Annotated in this window: 23 protein-coding genes; 20 read left to right on the top strand and 3 right to left on the bottom strand. The window is 42.4% G+C overall.

The window, feature by feature from the left end; genetic code table 11:
- Positions 1 to 23 precede the first annotated feature (23 nt).
- The 3 genes from IYN85_RS20325 to IYN85_RS20315 all read left to right on the top strand — a co-directional run bounded on the left by IYN85_RS20325 (position 24) and on the right by IYN85_RS20315 (position 3,704).
- Positions 24 to 1,253 carry a hypothetical protein gene (locus IYN85_RS20325; RefSeq protein WP_196160786.1) on the top strand — a complete coding sequence of 410 codons (1,230 nt, stop codon included), beginning with the start codon at positions 24 to 26 and terminating at the stop codon, positions 1,251 to 1,253.
- Between the two features lie 11 nt (positions 1,254 to 1,264).
- A complete protein-coding gene (locus tag IYN85_RS20320; protein WP_196160785.1) occupies positions 1,265 to 2,266 on the top strand; it encodes a hypothetical protein in 1,002 nt (333 codons plus the stop codon).
- A gap of 565 nt (positions 2,267 to 2,831) precedes the next feature.
- Complete coding sequence (locus IYN85_RS20315; protein WP_196160784.1) at positions 2,832 to 3,704, top strand: alpha/beta fold hydrolase; 873 nt, start codon at positions 2,832 to 2,834, stop codon at positions 3,702 to 3,704.
- Positions 3,705 to 4,216: 512 nt separating this feature from the next.
- On the opposite strand, the gene IYN85_RS20310 is transcribed toward IYN85_RS20315, so the two are convergent.
- From IYN85_RS20310 to IYN85_RS20300, 3 genes are all read right to left on the bottom strand, one after another.
- On the bottom strand, positions 4,217 to 4,405 hold the full coding sequence (locus IYN85_RS20310) for a hypothetical protein (protein ID WP_196160783.1): 189 nt from the start codon (positions 4,403 to 4,405) through the stop codon (positions 4,217 to 4,219).
- Positions 4,406 to 4,638: 233 nt separating this feature from the next.
- The gene (locus tag IYN85_RS20305) at positions 4,639 to 5,670 is read right to left on the bottom strand and encodes a hypothetical protein (protein WP_196160782.1); all 1,032 of its coding nucleotides are present in this window, start codon (positions 5,668 to 5,670) and stop codon (positions 4,639 to 4,641) included.
- Between the two features lie 23 nt (positions 5,671 to 5,693).
- Positions 5,694 to 5,948 (bottom strand): hypothetical protein, encoded by a 255-nt coding sequence (locus IYN85_RS20300; protein ID WP_196160781.1) that lies wholly within the window; start codon positions 5,946 to 5,948, stop codon positions 5,694 to 5,696.
- Between the two features lie 73 nt (positions 5,949 to 6,021).
- On the opposite strand from IYN85_RS20300, the gene IYN85_RS20295 reads away from it, so the two are divergent.
- The 17 genes from IYN85_RS20295 (at position 6,022) to IYN85_RS20215 (ending at position 14,042) form a co-directional block, all read left to right on the top strand.
- Complete coding sequence (locus IYN85_RS20295) at positions 6,022 to 6,759, top strand: site-specific integrase (RefSeq protein ID WP_196160780.1); 738 nt, start codon at positions 6,022 to 6,024, stop codon at positions 6,757 to 6,759.
- A gap of 265 nt (positions 6,760 to 7,024) precedes the next feature.
- A complete protein-coding gene (locus tag IYN85_RS20290) occupies positions 7,025 to 7,204 on the top strand; it encodes a hypothetical protein (RefSeq protein ID WP_196160779.1) in 180 nt (59 codons plus the stop codon).
- 247 nt (positions 7,205 to 7,451) lie between these two features.
- Positions 7,452 to 7,643 carry a hypothetical protein gene (locus IYN85_RS20285; RefSeq protein ID WP_196160778.1) on the top strand — a complete coding sequence of 64 codons (192 nt, stop codon included), beginning with the start codon at positions 7,452 to 7,454 and terminating at the stop codon, positions 7,641 to 7,643.
- A 152-nt stretch (positions 7,644 to 7,795) separates the two neighbouring features.
- Positions 7,796 to 9,016: a hypothetical protein gene (locus IYN85_RS20280; RefSeq protein WP_196160777.1), complete on the top strand. Its 1,221-nt coding sequence runs from the start codon at positions 7,796 to 7,798 to the stop codon at positions 9,014 to 9,016.
- Positions 9,017 to 9,272: 256 nt separating this feature from the next.
- Positions 9,273 to 9,494, top strand: a complete 222-nt coding sequence (locus IYN85_RS20275; RefSeq protein ID WP_196160776.1) for a hypothetical protein — start codon at positions 9,273 to 9,275, stop codon at positions 9,492 to 9,494.
- Positions 9,495 to 9,526: 32 nt separating this feature from the next.
- Positions 9,527 to 9,781, top strand: coding sequence for a hypothetical protein (locus IYN85_RS20270; protein ID WP_196160775.1), 255 nt, complete (start codon positions 9,527 to 9,529; stop codon positions 9,779 to 9,781).
- Between the two features lie 25 nt (positions 9,782 to 9,806).
- Positions 9,807 to 9,977 carry a hypothetical protein gene (locus IYN85_RS20265; protein ID WP_196160774.1) on the top strand — a complete coding sequence of 57 codons (171 nt, stop codon included), beginning with the start codon at positions 9,807 to 9,809 and terminating at the stop codon, positions 9,975 to 9,977.
- A gap of 14 nt (positions 9,978 to 9,991) precedes the next feature.
- Positions 9,992 to 10,231: a hypothetical protein gene (locus tag IYN85_RS20260; protein ID WP_196160773.1), complete on the top strand. Its 240-nt coding sequence runs from the start codon at positions 9,992 to 9,994 to the stop codon at positions 10,229 to 10,231.
- A 149-nt stretch (positions 10,232 to 10,380) separates the two neighbouring features.
- A complete protein-coding gene (locus IYN85_RS20255; protein ID WP_196160772.1) occupies positions 10,381 to 10,554 on the top strand; it encodes a hypothetical protein in 174 nt (57 codons plus the stop codon).
- A 13-nt stretch (positions 10,555 to 10,567) separates the two neighbouring features.
- On the top strand, positions 10,568 to 10,744 hold the full coding sequence (locus tag IYN85_RS20250; RefSeq protein ID WP_196160771.1) for a hypothetical protein: 177 nt from the start codon (positions 10,568 to 10,570) through the stop codon (positions 10,742 to 10,744).
- A gap of 14 nt (positions 10,745 to 10,758) precedes the next feature.
- A complete protein-coding gene (locus IYN85_RS20245) occupies positions 10,759 to 10,950 on the top strand; it encodes a hypothetical protein (protein ID WP_196160770.1) in 192 nt (63 codons plus the stop codon).
- 14 nt (positions 10,951 to 10,964) lie between these two features.
- Positions 10,965 to 11,387 carry a hypothetical protein gene (locus tag IYN85_RS20240; protein ID WP_196160769.1) on the top strand — a complete coding sequence of 141 codons (423 nt, stop codon included), beginning with the start codon at positions 10,965 to 10,967 and terminating at the stop codon, positions 11,385 to 11,387.
- A gap of 45 nt (positions 11,388 to 11,432) precedes the next feature.
- On the top strand, positions 11,433 to 11,636 hold the full coding sequence (locus IYN85_RS20235; RefSeq protein ID WP_196160768.1) for a hypothetical protein: 204 nt from the start codon (positions 11,433 to 11,435) through the stop codon (positions 11,634 to 11,636).
- 502 nt (positions 11,637 to 12,138) lie between these two features.
- Entirely contained in the window at positions 12,139 to 12,459 is a 321-nt protein-coding gene (locus IYN85_RS20230) for a hypothetical protein (protein WP_196160767.1), read from the top strand.
- A gap of 492 nt (positions 12,460 to 12,951) precedes the next feature.
- Positions 12,952 to 13,161, top strand: coding sequence for a hypothetical protein (locus IYN85_RS20225; RefSeq protein ID WP_196160766.1), 210 nt, complete (start codon positions 12,952 to 12,954; stop codon positions 13,159 to 13,161).
- The gene (locus IYN85_RS20220) at positions 13,145 to 13,672 is read left to right on the top strand and encodes a hypothetical protein (RefSeq protein WP_196160765.1); all 528 of its coding nucleotides are present in this window, start codon (positions 13,145 to 13,147) and stop codon (positions 13,670 to 13,672) included. Before IYN85_RS20225 ends, IYN85_RS20220 begins: the two co-directional genes overlap by 17 nt.
- Before the next feature lie 31 nt (positions 13,673 to 13,703).
- A complete protein-coding gene (locus IYN85_RS20215; RefSeq protein WP_196160764.1) occupies positions 13,704 to 14,042 on the top strand; it encodes a hypothetical protein in 339 nt (112 codons plus the stop codon).
- Positions 14,043 to 14,914 lie beyond the last annotated feature (872 nt).

Below are 14,914 nucleotides of genomic sequence, written 5' to 3'. Positions count from 1 at the left end.
ATAATGATTGAGGGGCGTACTTTATGAAATCTATGGGGCCGGATGCACTTATAACAGTAAGCCAATTCCTTGGTATCGAAAATAATGACTCATGGGCAGTAAAAAGTTGCCGAGTCGATGAAAACAACGTGCTTGTGATTGAGATGCGCAAACGCAGTCACATTGAATCATATAGACAAAGAGTTATTAAACGTTACTGGCACTTACCGTTAATGGGTTATCGTTGTCAAATTGCCTTAGCAGATGACGAACGACTGCTGCCTGAAGACAGCACCCTTCCGTTTGTCCCTCCTCATAGTAACCACAAATACACCAACCAATTAAACGCAAAAATCACCAATCTGCGTTCAAAAATTGACCCTAGCCATATATTGGAAGTATTGAACATCCCAGATGCTAGCGGATCCAGTAAAGAACCGTCTGGGTCTCATGGATCAAGTTTCGGCTCAAATCGATTGACAACAGAGACAGCAGAAAATGTCGGAGAAGTACCTCCAGAGGATTCTCCGGTGTGGCTGTATCTTGCGGAAAATCGAAATCAGTATCGAGAACAGTTTGGTGCAGGTATTTCTGAAGCGGTGACTCGGGTCATTCGAGACATCCAAAACTGGACAATGCAAGACTTAGCGCGCCGACTGTTTAGTGTCTATGTCGAGCCCCATGCCAGAACTCATATTCGGAATGAAATTCCACACTTAAAGCTTCTATCCGAAAAAAGCAGTGATGGATCTGACAAGGTCGTCTATTCAATTCCTGTCCTTCTTGAAGCTATGATTCTTGGAACAGTGCAATTAGAGTTTTCGCTTCAGGCCAAACTCATGATCAACAATGGTAAGCGCATGGTTCAGGCTGGTAACTATCGAAAGCTGGTGATAGAGGCGGAAACGACAAAATTGAGAGCTTGGATCAAATCACAAAGAAGCCAATCTAGCTTTCGGCAAAATTTAATGGAAATCCGTCGGGTCAGTCAAAGCTCTTCAGAGCTCTTTATGTCTTTAAGGAACCCAAACAATACTTCAGAGAGCTTCATTGATGCTCTGAAAAACGGAAACTTTAAAGCAATTGCGGGTGATGGCAAGCTTCAACGCATTCAAGAAACAATGCAACAAAGCAATATTTCGAACGGCAACCTGGGCGCTGCCTTCACTAAATTCATTGGTGAAGACAATTTATTTGTTGAAAGATTGCTGGGAAAAATCAATAAACTGTACATCGTAAATGAGCAGTCAAACATCACTTCGCTGGCTGGTTAGGAGAACTTTTAGTGACAACATTTAAGAATCAATTCTTAACTCTTCAAGAAACCATATCTCTTATTAATGCTGGCGCCAAGCTGGCCATAGCCGGGGACCACGAGGTCCTAAAAAGGCTCCCCCCTGGAGACTGGATTGCAGGTACAACTGCTAATTTTATGACAGAACTCGGTGGTGTGACAGCAAACGATAAATTGTTTGTGACAGAAATAAAGGGTGCTCAGAACGTTAAATTGCAAGTTTATAGCATCGATACGATCAGTGGTATCGGGACAGTAGCTGCCAATTTTGATCTAACCTTATTGATAATTCCGGCGCAGAGTCAATTGCACTCAAAATACGCAGAGGACGCACCAGGGTTTCCCAATCTCTTTGACAGCGCTATCACTGGCTGGATATCCGGCGTACCAGTAGAGGATATTGGCACTGAGAAGCGAGCAAAGGTGGCATACGGCCGCGCATTGGGATTGCGTGATAATGCAGCTGTGGCGCTACATGTCAAGCTCCAGAAAGGTGAATACGCGAATGTGGACATCATAAACACGTTCGAACCCGATCCTTACAGTCCAAAGATACAATTCCTCGAAAAGGGATTTAGCGTGACCGATGCCATTATTGACGGGAAGCGGGTTAATTTTGCTGACTACTGCCGAAACCATAGCATTAATACCCAATTTCCATTGGTAGGTGACGCAACCGGTGCCCGAATGAATGTATCATTTCAAGCAATAAATGGCGCAGTTACTGACTTTTATGCCCCGGTTGTTAAAGGAATGACTTATCAATTTGCCAAACCACTGGATAACTATCTTGAGGCTTTTGAAAATGAATTGACCGGTCGCCAGAATCTGGTTAATGGATGGTCATGCAATTGTATTTTGAACTATCTCTATTCCGGTCTCGAAGGAAAGTCAACCAAAGGCTTTATTGGTCCTATTACTTTTGGGGAAGTAGCGTACCATCTCGTGAATCAAACCCTTGCTCTCGTAGACATCCAGCGAGATGCTGCATAAGTTGTTTAAAGAGTGTATGACATGCGGCAAAAGATCGCCGCATGCCTGAACTCAATATATCGTTTAAGACCAAGCAAACGTTCTAACCTGCGCCCACCTTTACATTATTTAGAGAGACAGATTTGCAGTAATGAGTGCACAACTAATCGAAAGGAATCCCGATTTCGTGGCAAACTCCCATAGGCATTGTCTCAAGTGCGTCATACTCGCCAATGACAATGAGTGTGGTATGGCTGCTAACGACTTACTGACCTATTGTGACCTGACTCAATTGGCCCTATCCCAATACTTGAAAGTCTTGCGTGATGGCGGTATTGTCAAATGTCGCAAGAGGTCTCAGAATAGGTTCTACTCTGTATCAAACCCCATAATCGCAGATTTGATTACATTGTTATCCAAAAAGTATTCTGAAGGTTGCTTACTAAACTAAGAATTCGACCTAAACTTAAAAGCTGAAGCGATTCAAAGGTAGGTACTGGCTAGGTATCGGACGCCTTAAACGAAAGCTCGTACCCTTACTGCTCGGGGACATCCTTGGATAACTGAACAATCACCGCTTTGGCTTATGATAGAAGAAATGGAGTTTAGAGGTAAAAAATATCTCTATGAAATATATGGTCATGGTGATTTTCCTCCACTGGTATATATTGGCGGCGCCTTTCAGACCATTTCCAACTTGCGTCCCATTTCTCAGGGTCTCCAAGCTTTTGGTTCTGTAGTCGTTTTAGATCTTCCTGGCTTTGGGAATGCTGACTTATTGGAAGCGGGATACTGTTTTGACTTCTACACCGATCTCCTAATTGATTTTTTCAGAAGAAAGCAACTTAACCGGGTGGGACTTGTTGGCGCTAGTTATGGTTCGGTAATCGCGAATCAGTTTGCCTGTTTTGCTCCTGATATGGTTGAAAGCTTAGTATTGGCTGGAACAATGAAGTCGATCCCATCCTGCCAGAAGCCCATAATTCAAGAGTCCATCCGTCAACTTGAGGATGGCTGCATTGGTGACTTTGCGCAAACAGCAGTCAGGGTTTTGATGAACCACGACCATTGCGATCGAATAATTCGCTTTCAGGAAATCAAGAAGATGATGATTCGATCATTAAGGCGACTGACCATACAAGATCAACAGAAATACATTCAGAACACAAAAAGACTACTAAAGCTTGATAATACAAGAGTGACTGCGCCAACCTGCCAATCTCTATTGTTTACCGGTGAGTACGATACTTTTACCACTCCTGGCTATTGTTTCGAATTAGCAGAAGATTTTACAAATGCCAGAATAGTAACGGTAGATAGTTCAGACCACTTAGTTCATTTGCAGCAATTACATACCGCGGTTAACCTATGTGCATCTGTCCACTATAGCATTCCGCTAAGTTCGATTCCCAACATTAAAGAGATAACCAGAGCAAAAGCCGAGGCCAAAGCAGATTGAACTCGCTAAGAAATAGAACCTCAAACTAATTCGCTAGGTATCAGTAATTCTGGGCGCGTCAGTGAGTTTGAGGTGGGTCTCCGATAGAATCGAAAAACATTTAGAAACTTAAGGCTGTCGCCTCACTTGCGACCTTTTTAAGAGGCGTAAAGTCATTAGAAGATCTGACTGCAACTAAACTGGATTTACATGATGAATTGTTGGAAACGACTATTTGGCCTTTAATGGAAGCCCTGAACTGCTTTTGATAGCGTGTTTCTGATAGGCTATCTCGGTTTACTGCTGCTCTTTTCGGGTTCGGCGTCTGGATTGCCAAGAATATTGACGGTGTTCATCACCGAAGCAATCGGTTTGCTTTTGTAAAGCTTCCAACGGATCTCGGGCCGCCACCGTTTTATCAGTCCAGGTATTCTCTTCCGACCGCCCTTAAAGACGAGGTCTTCTCTATCGGATTCTGGTAGGTTTAGGTATTCTGCCAGTACAACCGAGTAATCCTGCGATTCGCCGTGACCTTAGTCCCAGCCATCTGCGTCGACGGTTAAGTCAGTTTTTTCCAACCGTCTTAAGTCGATAGTTTTGTTTTCAATGGGACACGGTATGGATTGTTCCTCTAGGTTACCCCAGGTGACAAAGAGTTTCATATTAGAGTTCTGGAAAATTTGTTCGCCTATTTCCGAATCCATGTCGGCAATCTGTCTCATGCTGGTCTTCGCGAATCGAACCAATGGCGGGCAGTTATCAGCAGTTCCATAATACGGATCAGTGTTGAAAGAGTTTAAGCTTGGATTCGTAAGAATTCGTTGGTCTATAGGAGCGACCAGCATTGCGATTTCCGGTGAGATTTCAAGGGTCAAAAACAGAGGAAATTCTGGGGTTAAACGATTAATGCCGATTTGGTGGAAACCGGCATCAGTAGGGAAGTTATCGGAAACGGCTATTTGGGCTTAAATGGAAGTCCAAACGATTTTGACAGTGTGTTTCTAATAGGCCATCTCGGTTGATTATCGTTCTTTTCGAGTTCAGCGAAAGGATTGCCAACAATATTGACAGTACTCATCACAGCAGCAATCGACCTACTTTTGTATAGCTTCCCACGAATCTCAGGCGGGCACCGCTTGACTAGTCCAAGTATTCGCTTACGACCGCCTTCAAAGATAATGTTTTCCCTATCAGCCTCAGGAAGGTTTAGGTACTCACTCAGCACAACTGCGTAGTCTTGAGATTCGCCATGACCTTTTCCCCAGCCATCGGCATTAACGGTTAGATCCGTATCGTCTAGTAATGCCAGGTCGATGGTGTTGTTTCTAATGGGGCAAGGTGTAATAGATTGATTATCTGGGCCAACAGACACATTCAAATACTCAGAATTTTCAGAATTGAAATGCGACAGATCGAAATGCGCCAATGTAGGGTTGCCCATGATCTGGTGGCTCCAACGCAGGGAATACCGAAGAAACTCATAAATAGCTTTTCGCTCTCCAATGAAACGTACTTTTTGTCGGTGCTCTTCAGTCATCGCGATATACCGATCAACGATGAGCTTAGCGAGTGTCTTTTTCGTATCGCTTGATGCTGAGCCCGAAAACATAGAAACGTCGATACAAGGCTCCTGGGCGCTATCGAGCAATGAGCTAAAATCCACATCAGCGGTATCAGCACCCCAGTCCAGAGTAACGCTTTCTTTTCGATGGTCGTCGCCAAGGGTAGTCTGAACTCCGAATTTTCGACTTTCAAACATAAGCTGTTGGATTGTCTTTTTCGCACCGGTGGTCAAACTCGTTTGAGCCAGCACCTTCATAGCTTCGGCCCATTCCTTATCAATCCCGTTCTCTGTTGCAATTTGGCGCAGCGCCTTAGCCAGTTGAATATTTTCATCGCGGACAATTTGCTTCGCTTTTTGGCGGGCATGACGGACGGACAATCCGGTTGGGAATTTCAGGTGGTCGTGTGAGTTTTTCTTAGGCATAACATATTACTCCGCGCTCATTTCTAGTGTGGCCAGCCGACAGACGCACACGCTTGAGCGGTGCAATCGTTATGTAGTTTGAGAGTCACTGCGGTCTCCAGTTGGACCTTCGCCAATGCAAAAGCATTATCGGCTAACAGGCGTTGCAGCGCGCCTTCAATGGTTAAATATACAGTTATCAAATCAGGTGTCAATATAATGATGAAATGATGAAATGATGAAATGATGAAATGCTGGCTTGCGGGCGTACTGCGATTTCCGACAAGTCCAGACAGCATGCGGGTTCCGTTGACTGAAGACAGGAATCAGAGTATATGTAGGTAATAAACTCAATGAGTGGTAATTTCCTACATGGTAAACAAGAAGTATTACCGAGCGCCATCCGAATCTAACGGAGCGCCAGCCTTTTCAAAATCACAGCTAAAGCATGCTGTAATGGTCGCTAGAGGATCTGGCAGAACGCCTGAAAGAGACGCCGCACTCATTCTTTTTTCGGCATGTACCGGGCTTAGGGTTTCTGAAATTGCTCAGATTGAAGTTCAGCACATTATGCGAGAGAACGGTGAGTACTGTTTAGAAGGGTGGATACCTGGAGAATTCACAAAATCCGGAAGGCCGGGGCCAGTTTATGTTGCAAATCCAAAGCTCAAGGAAGCACTAGACGAATACTTTTTGGTTCGAATTAACAAGAAACATCTGACTACAGACGACCACAAAAAATACAGAGGGCTTAAAAAAACTAGCAAAGTATTTCTAACTGAATCAGGCCGTAAGTTTGCAATGAGTAAGAAGATTAGAGAAAAGGATATAGACGGCAAGCTGGTATCAGTTGAATATGAAGCTTGTGACGTACTTGAAAGAGCGTTTAAGAGGTTTTACGTTCGGGCTTTCGGAGAGAATACAACTTTTTCTAGCCATAGTGGCCGAAAATATTTTGCGAAAATTCTGATGAAACTAGTGCAGAAAAAAGGGGAAGAACACGCAAGGTATGACGACGTGGTAACCTTGATGAGAAGTCATAATCTCACAGCAATACAACCTTATGTTGCTCCAACACAGCAAGAAATTATTGACGAGTTAAGGAAGTAATGGATAAGAACGAACTACAAAGTTGGTTAAAACGATGGGGTCTACAGCCTAGCGATGGTGCCAAGGTGCTGCAAATTCACAAGTCAAAAATGAGTGAGTATTTGTCGGGTACGCGAAAGGTACCGAGCTACATTTCAGCGCACATCGAAACCTTCGATAATTTGTCTGATGCAAAGGCCACACGATTAGTAAAGAAAAGGCTTGCATAGTTCCCAATGGGAACTATAATGTAGTGCATACATAAAGAATTCGAGAGAAGGAAAAAATGATGGCTACCAAAAACGTCTTTTTACATGCAGTAATGAATGGCGATGTGAACAAAGTTGAGCTTGATTACACCCAGGAGGAATGGGACGCATTGACAGAGAAGCAGCAGCGAGATGTTGTCGCTGAATATCGCGACGATGTGGTAGAGCTTTTTGTAGCAACAACTGACGACGAGTAAGAAAAAGTTGAATCACTCAATTCAAAATGTAGCATCAGCAAGATTTCTCAATTATGAGAAGGTATCTGATTTTGCAATGAAGGACGATGTCATAGCGAAATTTTGCATTTCGGGGACAGTGGAACCAGTCGTTAGCAGCTGGCATGTAGACGATTTTGTAAATGCGTTTAAAAATACTCAAACGAAAGCAGATCTTGAATTAGATCGTAAGCTTGAAATCGTTAAACTAAAAAGTTGAAGGAAAAACATGCGCTTTCGATATGGGATGTATTTGAATCCGCAAGATAATGATCCAACCCTGGATGATCAGGTAGAAGCTGAAAATAGAGCTCGTGAATTGTCTATTGTAAACAAGGGTGCTCCTGTTGCTGTTTGGGATGCGAACGATAGAACGCTGAAACTTTTTGCTGGTTACGAAGAATTTGTTCCGGACAGATAAATAAAGGAAAAAAGTTAATTGAGGATCTCACTCATCAATATTTAAACTATATGTTATAGGCAAGCCTTTTTTGATCGACATGGAAAGCTGTTTGCCGGCTCAAGAAATAATAGTTGTAAATTAAAAAACATCATTAAGCAAATGAGAATGACATGAATAAAATTCCAGCACCCTGTACTTTTATTAAATTAAAGAATCGAAATGAAAAATATGTAGTTTTGGGGAATTTCGTTGAAAATGATGGAACAATTTGGTGTGCTGATATATCGAATGGTTCGCAAACTCATTTACGCATCATTGATATGGATCTGTATCTGCCTCATTATAGTGAACCTGAAACAATTAGGTTGACCACCTACTGGGCTAATCAAGGTATCGAATATGCAATGTGGTGGTTAGGATGGTGGTTTGAGGGGTATAACCACCCCAAGTCGGCCTGGTACTACGTTGCGGCAATTCAGCGTACATGGGCGACGTATTGGCCAGGAGAGCGAATAAGCTCGCATGTTTATAGTAGGATTTATACAACCGAAACAATACCTTTCTTAGAAACACTCTCAGACATACCTGATTTTGTTAACAATGAAATGGGGGCGAACTCTAATTGGGAATCAGCGATAGCTAAGGCCGAAAAGGTTGGAGATGTCGATGAATTTAGTAGATCTCAGTCTGATAGAGAGTGGTTATGGTCATATACTTTTCCGCCGGAAGATCTGGGAAGATCATGGCTTCATACAACCTGGCTATGGGAACACATGTCAATACGCGTGCTTGCATCCTTAGGTGTTGGGTTTAATCGGAAAATGTACAAAAGATTCTATCTTAGATCTAACAATTCACCTTGTGTATTAAGCGACCCTGGAGAGAGACCTTTTAATTTATGCGCTAGAGATGATGATGTATTCCTTAGTTTCCGAAATTTGACTGAAGCAGCACATTTTTACTTGAAACACATGGGAAACGACTTCAACGAAATTTGCCAGCTTTACTGGGAGTATTGCGATGCTAAACGTAGCGAGCCTGCATACAGTGTTCCAAGTCAAAATAATGAGGTAAAGGTGAATACCTATAAGAGCAATAAAAACATTGAAGCATCTGGAGGTATTACAATAGAGGTTATATCAGTCGATGCAGCACCAAGGCCAGATTTGCCGAGCCATTTTTTTCCCGGTGCTGGAACTGATAAAGCAGTGTTTAGAGTTGTGAATCCAGATAAAATAGATCGCGTTCAGCTTGATACGCAAGTGCAAAACACGTTTGTCGACGTCTACGTGGATTCCTTTGATGAATCAACAGGCTACGGTCGACTTCTGTGTATCGATATTGACGCCCCTCCTGTGGGCGAGCATAAACTAAGCAAGGAAATGGTTTAGACAAAAGAGCCATACACTGCCTTTTGAAGACAATGCTCTAATTGAGCCTAACGGAAAAGACATGAGCCAATCGCAAGAGTTGTTTATACAGCATGGGAATGGCTTGTTGATGCCCCTAATGCGTTAGCACTCTATTTAGCTGGCTCGGGTAAGCTGTCATTTTCGATGTATGTTGCGTTATGTGTCGGCGGTTCAACTAGTGTTGCTTCGTTAATAATAATCACTAAAACAGCAAGTTAAAGTTATAGGAAAAAACATGTTCATTACAGTTGATGAGAAACCGTTTTGTAGTTGCTGTTCAAAAGCTTACATTGAAGGCGTTGATCTCGGCGTTAAGTGTTCTTACGAAGATTTGCCGGAAGCAGAACGGGCAGCCAGTAAACTTCGCTTAAGATTAAATGCCGAATTTCCTGACTCAAAATCATCGGTTTCGATCTCCAAAGGGTTGTGTCCAGCACAGGTGTCACCACAACACTAATTCATTTCGAGATACCTAATCGGAAAAATGATATGTCGTTTCAGAATAGGGTTTACTACAGATGGCCAAAAGACAGCAAGATCAATGATGGTTCGAAAGGGGTTTGTAGCGAGATTACAGTAGCAAATCCTGTTTCTGTTGGAGATATTGTGGATTCGCCAATCGGTGGACAAGGCTTTCGTTGTAAAGTGGTGTTGGTTGTTCATGAGGAAGAATTCAGTTGGCTATTCGTAGAGACGCCATCTGAATACGAGCAAGAAATTATTGAAGATGTGCCTAAGTTTTAGTGAAGATTAATTAAAGGAAAAAAGTATGAGCAAGTCTAAGCGAGTGCAAGTTGGCGTAAGGTTTTATGACTGGCAGGTTTCAGCTAACGTTGTGATTCTGGATGTTTCTAAACCGAATTATCCGAAATGCAAAGTAGAGTCTTCAGGTGTCGAATATTTTGCGCGAATTGATGCGTTAGATCCCCCAAAAGACTAGAAGGAAAAAACCGAGTGAATATCATTATTCAGGCTGCCTCGTTATTGTTGATTTCATGGGCGCTGATAGGCCTTATTAAAGATGTATGTATTAAGCGTCCGTATGCCTGGCTACTAGAAAACTATTTATCTAATAGCAATCTTACGGATCGCACTGTTATTGCGGCCCTTGAGGATATTAAATCTACTGGCGGATGTTCAAAATATAAGTTCCGAAAAAAAGTCAGGCAGGCGATATATGAAGGCAATAAATAATTAAAGGAAACATCATGACGGGATCGATCGAATGCAAGTGCCCTCGGTGCGGTAAACCTGCAAAGTGTAGCGCAAGCAAGGGCATTTGGTGTTCACACTGCAAAAACGGTCATGCTGACCAGCCAATTCGAAGATGAAGGAAAGGACTGATGGCAGAGAAACCAAAAAGCATCTTGGCAGAAGTTCTAATGTCCCAAAACACGACAGGTGAATACTTCATCCGAATTGAAGATGCTGAAGGCATTAAAGAGGTCATCCTAACGCCTACAGAGTTTGCTAAAGCTGTTACTGGCAAGCTCGCTAAAGCCGCTGTTACTAGTTGATGGAAAAAGTCGCATGGCATTAGAAGACTACGTAATTGCTTCAGATAAGTTTGAAGTCGATGACAAGGCGATTCGTAATGGCTTTGGATTTCCTTGCAATGTTTGCTCACACCAAGACAAAGATCAGCATTCAGAACCGTGTGATAGTTGCGGCCACAACCTGAACACACGTAGCTTAGAAACTAAATAACTTGAGGGAATAACATGCGCTTTCGATATGGGATGTATTTGAATCCGCAAGATAATGATCCAACCCTGGATGATCAGGTAGAAGCTGAAAATAGAGCTCGTGAATTGTCTATTGTAAACAAGGGTGCTCCTGTTGCTGTTTGGGATGCGAACGATAGAACGCTGAAACTTTTTGCTGGTTACGAAGAATTTGTTCCGGCCAGATAAATAAAGGAAAAACGATGAAAGGAATATTTGATTCGATAGTCTTTATACTTTTTACCGCATTCTTTGCTGGCGGCTTTATGATGGCCCTAGGAGGCTTTGCCTCTGGTGTTAGTGATCTGCTGGCAGCGCTTCATATAACATACTACTGGCAGACTGTCGGAGCAGCCTGGCTAGTTACACTATCAGTCCTTATCTATAAACAGCGATCCGGTAAGATTCGGCCGATCTCTTTCATGAGGTTGTGTGGCTATGTTGGTGTCGCGTTTTTTGGAACGGTCGGCCTGCTAATGATTATTCCTGGATTTGTGAGCATGGAGGTCTTGGTAGGGCACAAAAAGGCGCTTCAGTTTGGACTTCCAATTTATTGCAGTTTGGCAATCCTATCGCTTGTTTTCGCAAATGGAAAACCTGATCAGATTAGTGATAGAACGACATAAGGGAAAAAATAGTTGAGAAAGATTCGCTGCCCAAAATGTCGAAGCATGCCAGATAGTTTCAAAGAAATTTGGAATTATTCTGGAATTACATGGAGCGTATCTTCCAAAGGTCTTCCTGAAAAAGTAACAGGACACGACCTTGGTGGTGACCCGGCTGGAGTTGAGGCCACCTGTGGTAAATGTGGACACTTCTGGAAGATAAGAAACGTTTCACAAATTACCGATTTAAAGCCTGACGAAAACGAATAGGAAACAACGATGGCCGTATCATACTACTTATTCTGCGATGAAACCGGACACGGAGTAATGATTGGCCAAGCTTCCATGGGGGTCAATTCTGACGCAAGTGAACCAAGAGAGGTGATCACCCTTTTTTGCTTAGCGCATCGTGGAATGCCACTTGAAATCGTTGCAGAACCTGATTGTACAGCGAATTGGGAGTCCGACGTAGCCATAACCCTGTTTGAAGAGCTGACAGGCGAGAATTGCCCAGAACCGTGGCTAACATTACTATGTAAAACTTGAGGGAAAAATTTGTGAGTAATATGGCGGATCTAATTATTGAGTACTATGACCATGAGCGAGTATTACGACATCGTCATGTAACCAGCATTCAACGAAGTGGTCGTCATCCTCAGCATCGCCTCGATCGTAAAGTAAGATCCATATTCCCAAGAGGGAAGATTGGCGACAAAATCCCTAAAAGCATTGCTTACGTCAGCAACCCAATTAGTTGAAGGAAAAATTGCACATGAAAATTGACCCATATCTAGTTAATGAGGGTGGAATGTGGGAAATGAGAGCCTCCGCAACACTAAAGATGATCCCAGAAACATGCCGCTCCATTGAAACAATGCCCACGGTCGAAGAGTTTTTCAAAATTATTAGCGAATCGGGACATGCGGATTTTCTATTGACATTTCCGGGATACACTGGAGGCGAGAAGGTAATCCCAAAGATAACTCGCCAACAAGTAGAGCTCACATACATCGCAATGTTCTATTTAATTAATCCTGAGGTGAGTCCTGATGAAGCAGAAGTAAAAGCGCATTCCTTGTGCTGGGGAACTTGAGGGAATAAGCATGCCAAAAAGATACATTGTTCAGCTAACCGTTAGTCTCGGAATTCTAACTGGGTTTATTTTGGCCTTGCTTCCATTTTCATGGGGTAGCTCGCTTAAAGAAACATTTGCACAACATCAGATCATAGGAACAATCTTATTTGTTGCCACGCTGATTAGCTGCCTAGATAGTGCGTATAAGGATGGCCTTACTCACGGTCGATTTGATAAAGAAAGAAGTTAAAGGAAGAATCAATGTCATATTCAAAAACCATGAAACATTCTAAAGACAATCAGAAGATTTCAAGTTACCTGTTTGGTTCAGCTGTAGTGCTAATGCTCTTGGCGGCCGGAATATCACTATCATTCATTATACGTGGGAGGTTTTCAAATGGAGAAGCATGGTTTGTGATTGCCTTTATATTGATATCGCTAGGAGAGATGATGTTCGTAGTGAGATCAGTTACAAGCACAGCAAGTTCGCACACAAAGAAATAATACTCCATGACACAAAGTATAGAAATTGAGCTTAGAGCAAATTTCCTTCAAAAATTTGATGAGTGCCTAAAGCAAGAAAACAAGGGCAGAGAATATTATGAATCTCAAGCTGCAGGAGAAATCGAGGCTCAAGAAAATCGGCTCGTAGAACAGCTCGCAGATCTCAAGATCACCGCCAGAAGCAAATATAAGGAAAAACATGTCATTAAATCTTGAAGGACATAAATGGAAACACAACGCTGTCCCACAGCAAGGCGAACTTGAGAGAGCACTAGTGCATATGATTAAGTGTGCTGATGACGATGGATCGATTGCATTTCTTGCTTGCGATATTGTTGATGTAATTAAAGAGTCTAAACCGAAAGATATTGAAAGTGCAGTGGTTCATTTAAAACAACTTTCTCATTGCTATTATGCAACAAGTTCAATATCGAAATATACAGATCCTGCGATCGTTCTGTTAGCATCCATAATCGGATTTTCTGGAACGCTAATCCTCTTTTCCGGGGAAATGCACCTAGAACCCAATGGAATACTTCTAATTTTAATTGGATTATTAGGGTTGTATAAGAAAAAAAGTATTGGTGCAAGATTTTCCTATTATATCGTAGATCGATATCTCAGGAAGAATCGAGTTATTGAGGTAGTTTCAGGCAGTATTCTTTTTGTTGGTTGCTTCAGCATAGCGCTATCCATCCTAAGCTGGGCATTTAGACACGTATTGTGAATCGCATTTATTCGATAGGAAAAATCAGCACATGGGAATGTTTGATAACGTCACGATAAGCAAAGAAGCGATTCCTGTGCCTGAGAGACTCAGAAAGACGGGTTATCAGACAAAAGAATTGGACTGCGATGACTCACAGTATGAAGTTGACCCTGAAGGGCGCTTTTTGAAAGTAATGTGGACGAGGGATCGTGGTGAAGAAAGATTCTTTGCGTGCAATTTGAGCTGTGATGTTGGTTGTTATGATGGAATAGATTCTTTCTACTTAAGAGTTAGGAATGGAAGAGTTTGGACCACTGAGCCAGAAATGGCTGAAGTCATACCGTACATTCCAGACCTTGTTGAATGGGAGCTGGCCACTAGAACATAAGAAGGAAAAATATGTCTTACGAGACTCTACTAAGGGCTATTCAAGTTTCAGAAAACCCTATCTGTATCGTCCAACCTGACGGCTGGGCAATATACCAAACAGAGTGGGCCAATGAGTTGCTGGAAGATCCAAGCATCGTTGGACGTCACAAATACTTCCTTGACCATGAGAAAACAGGGCAAGTAGTACCAGTAAGCACTGCTCTAGACATGCAAAAAGCAATCTCGAATACTTAAGGGAATATATAGATTTAAAACAGCCCTTCTTTTTGAGAAGCCCTACAGAGGGTTTAAAAATTGTTACAAGGCATAGCGGTGGTAAGGCTCGACAAAATATGGATAACTTTAATCGAGTGATTCGAGCACGAATGAAAGCCAATGGGCTTGAAGGATCAATAGATAGTGGGTTGCGCACCTGGACAGTAGATCGGCATAGAGAAGAAAGGTCGCTAGAAAGAATTTGGGCTTATCGAAGTGATGCTGATATTGAAACTGTACGGAGAGCTATCGGTAATGATCCAGTGAGAATAGGTGCCCTTGTGGAGCTAGCGTACTAAAACACTGTGATATGATTTGCTGGTGTGAATTATAGGTGAGTAAGAGAAGCTGATGGATAGCAACGAACTGAAAGATTGGTTAAACCGATGGGGTTTACAGCCGAGTGATGGAGCCAAGGTATTGCAAATTCAGAAGTCGAAAATGAGTGAGTACTTGTCTGGTACGAGAAAGGTGCCAAACTACATTTCAGCGCACATCGAAACCTTCGATAATTTGTCTAATTTAAAGGCTACACGATTAATAAAGAAAAGGCTTGAATAGTTCCCATTGGGAACTATAATGGAATACATACTTAAAGAATTTAAGAAAAGGAAA

Origin of the sequence: Reinekea sp. G2M2-21 (assembly GCF_015687175.1) — a bacterium.
In the GTDB taxonomy this organism is placed as follows: domain Bacteria; phylum Pseudomonadota; class Gammaproteobacteria; order Pseudomonadales; family Natronospirillaceae; genus Reinekea.
This window is presented reverse-complemented; position numbering and strand designations above follow the sequence as displayed.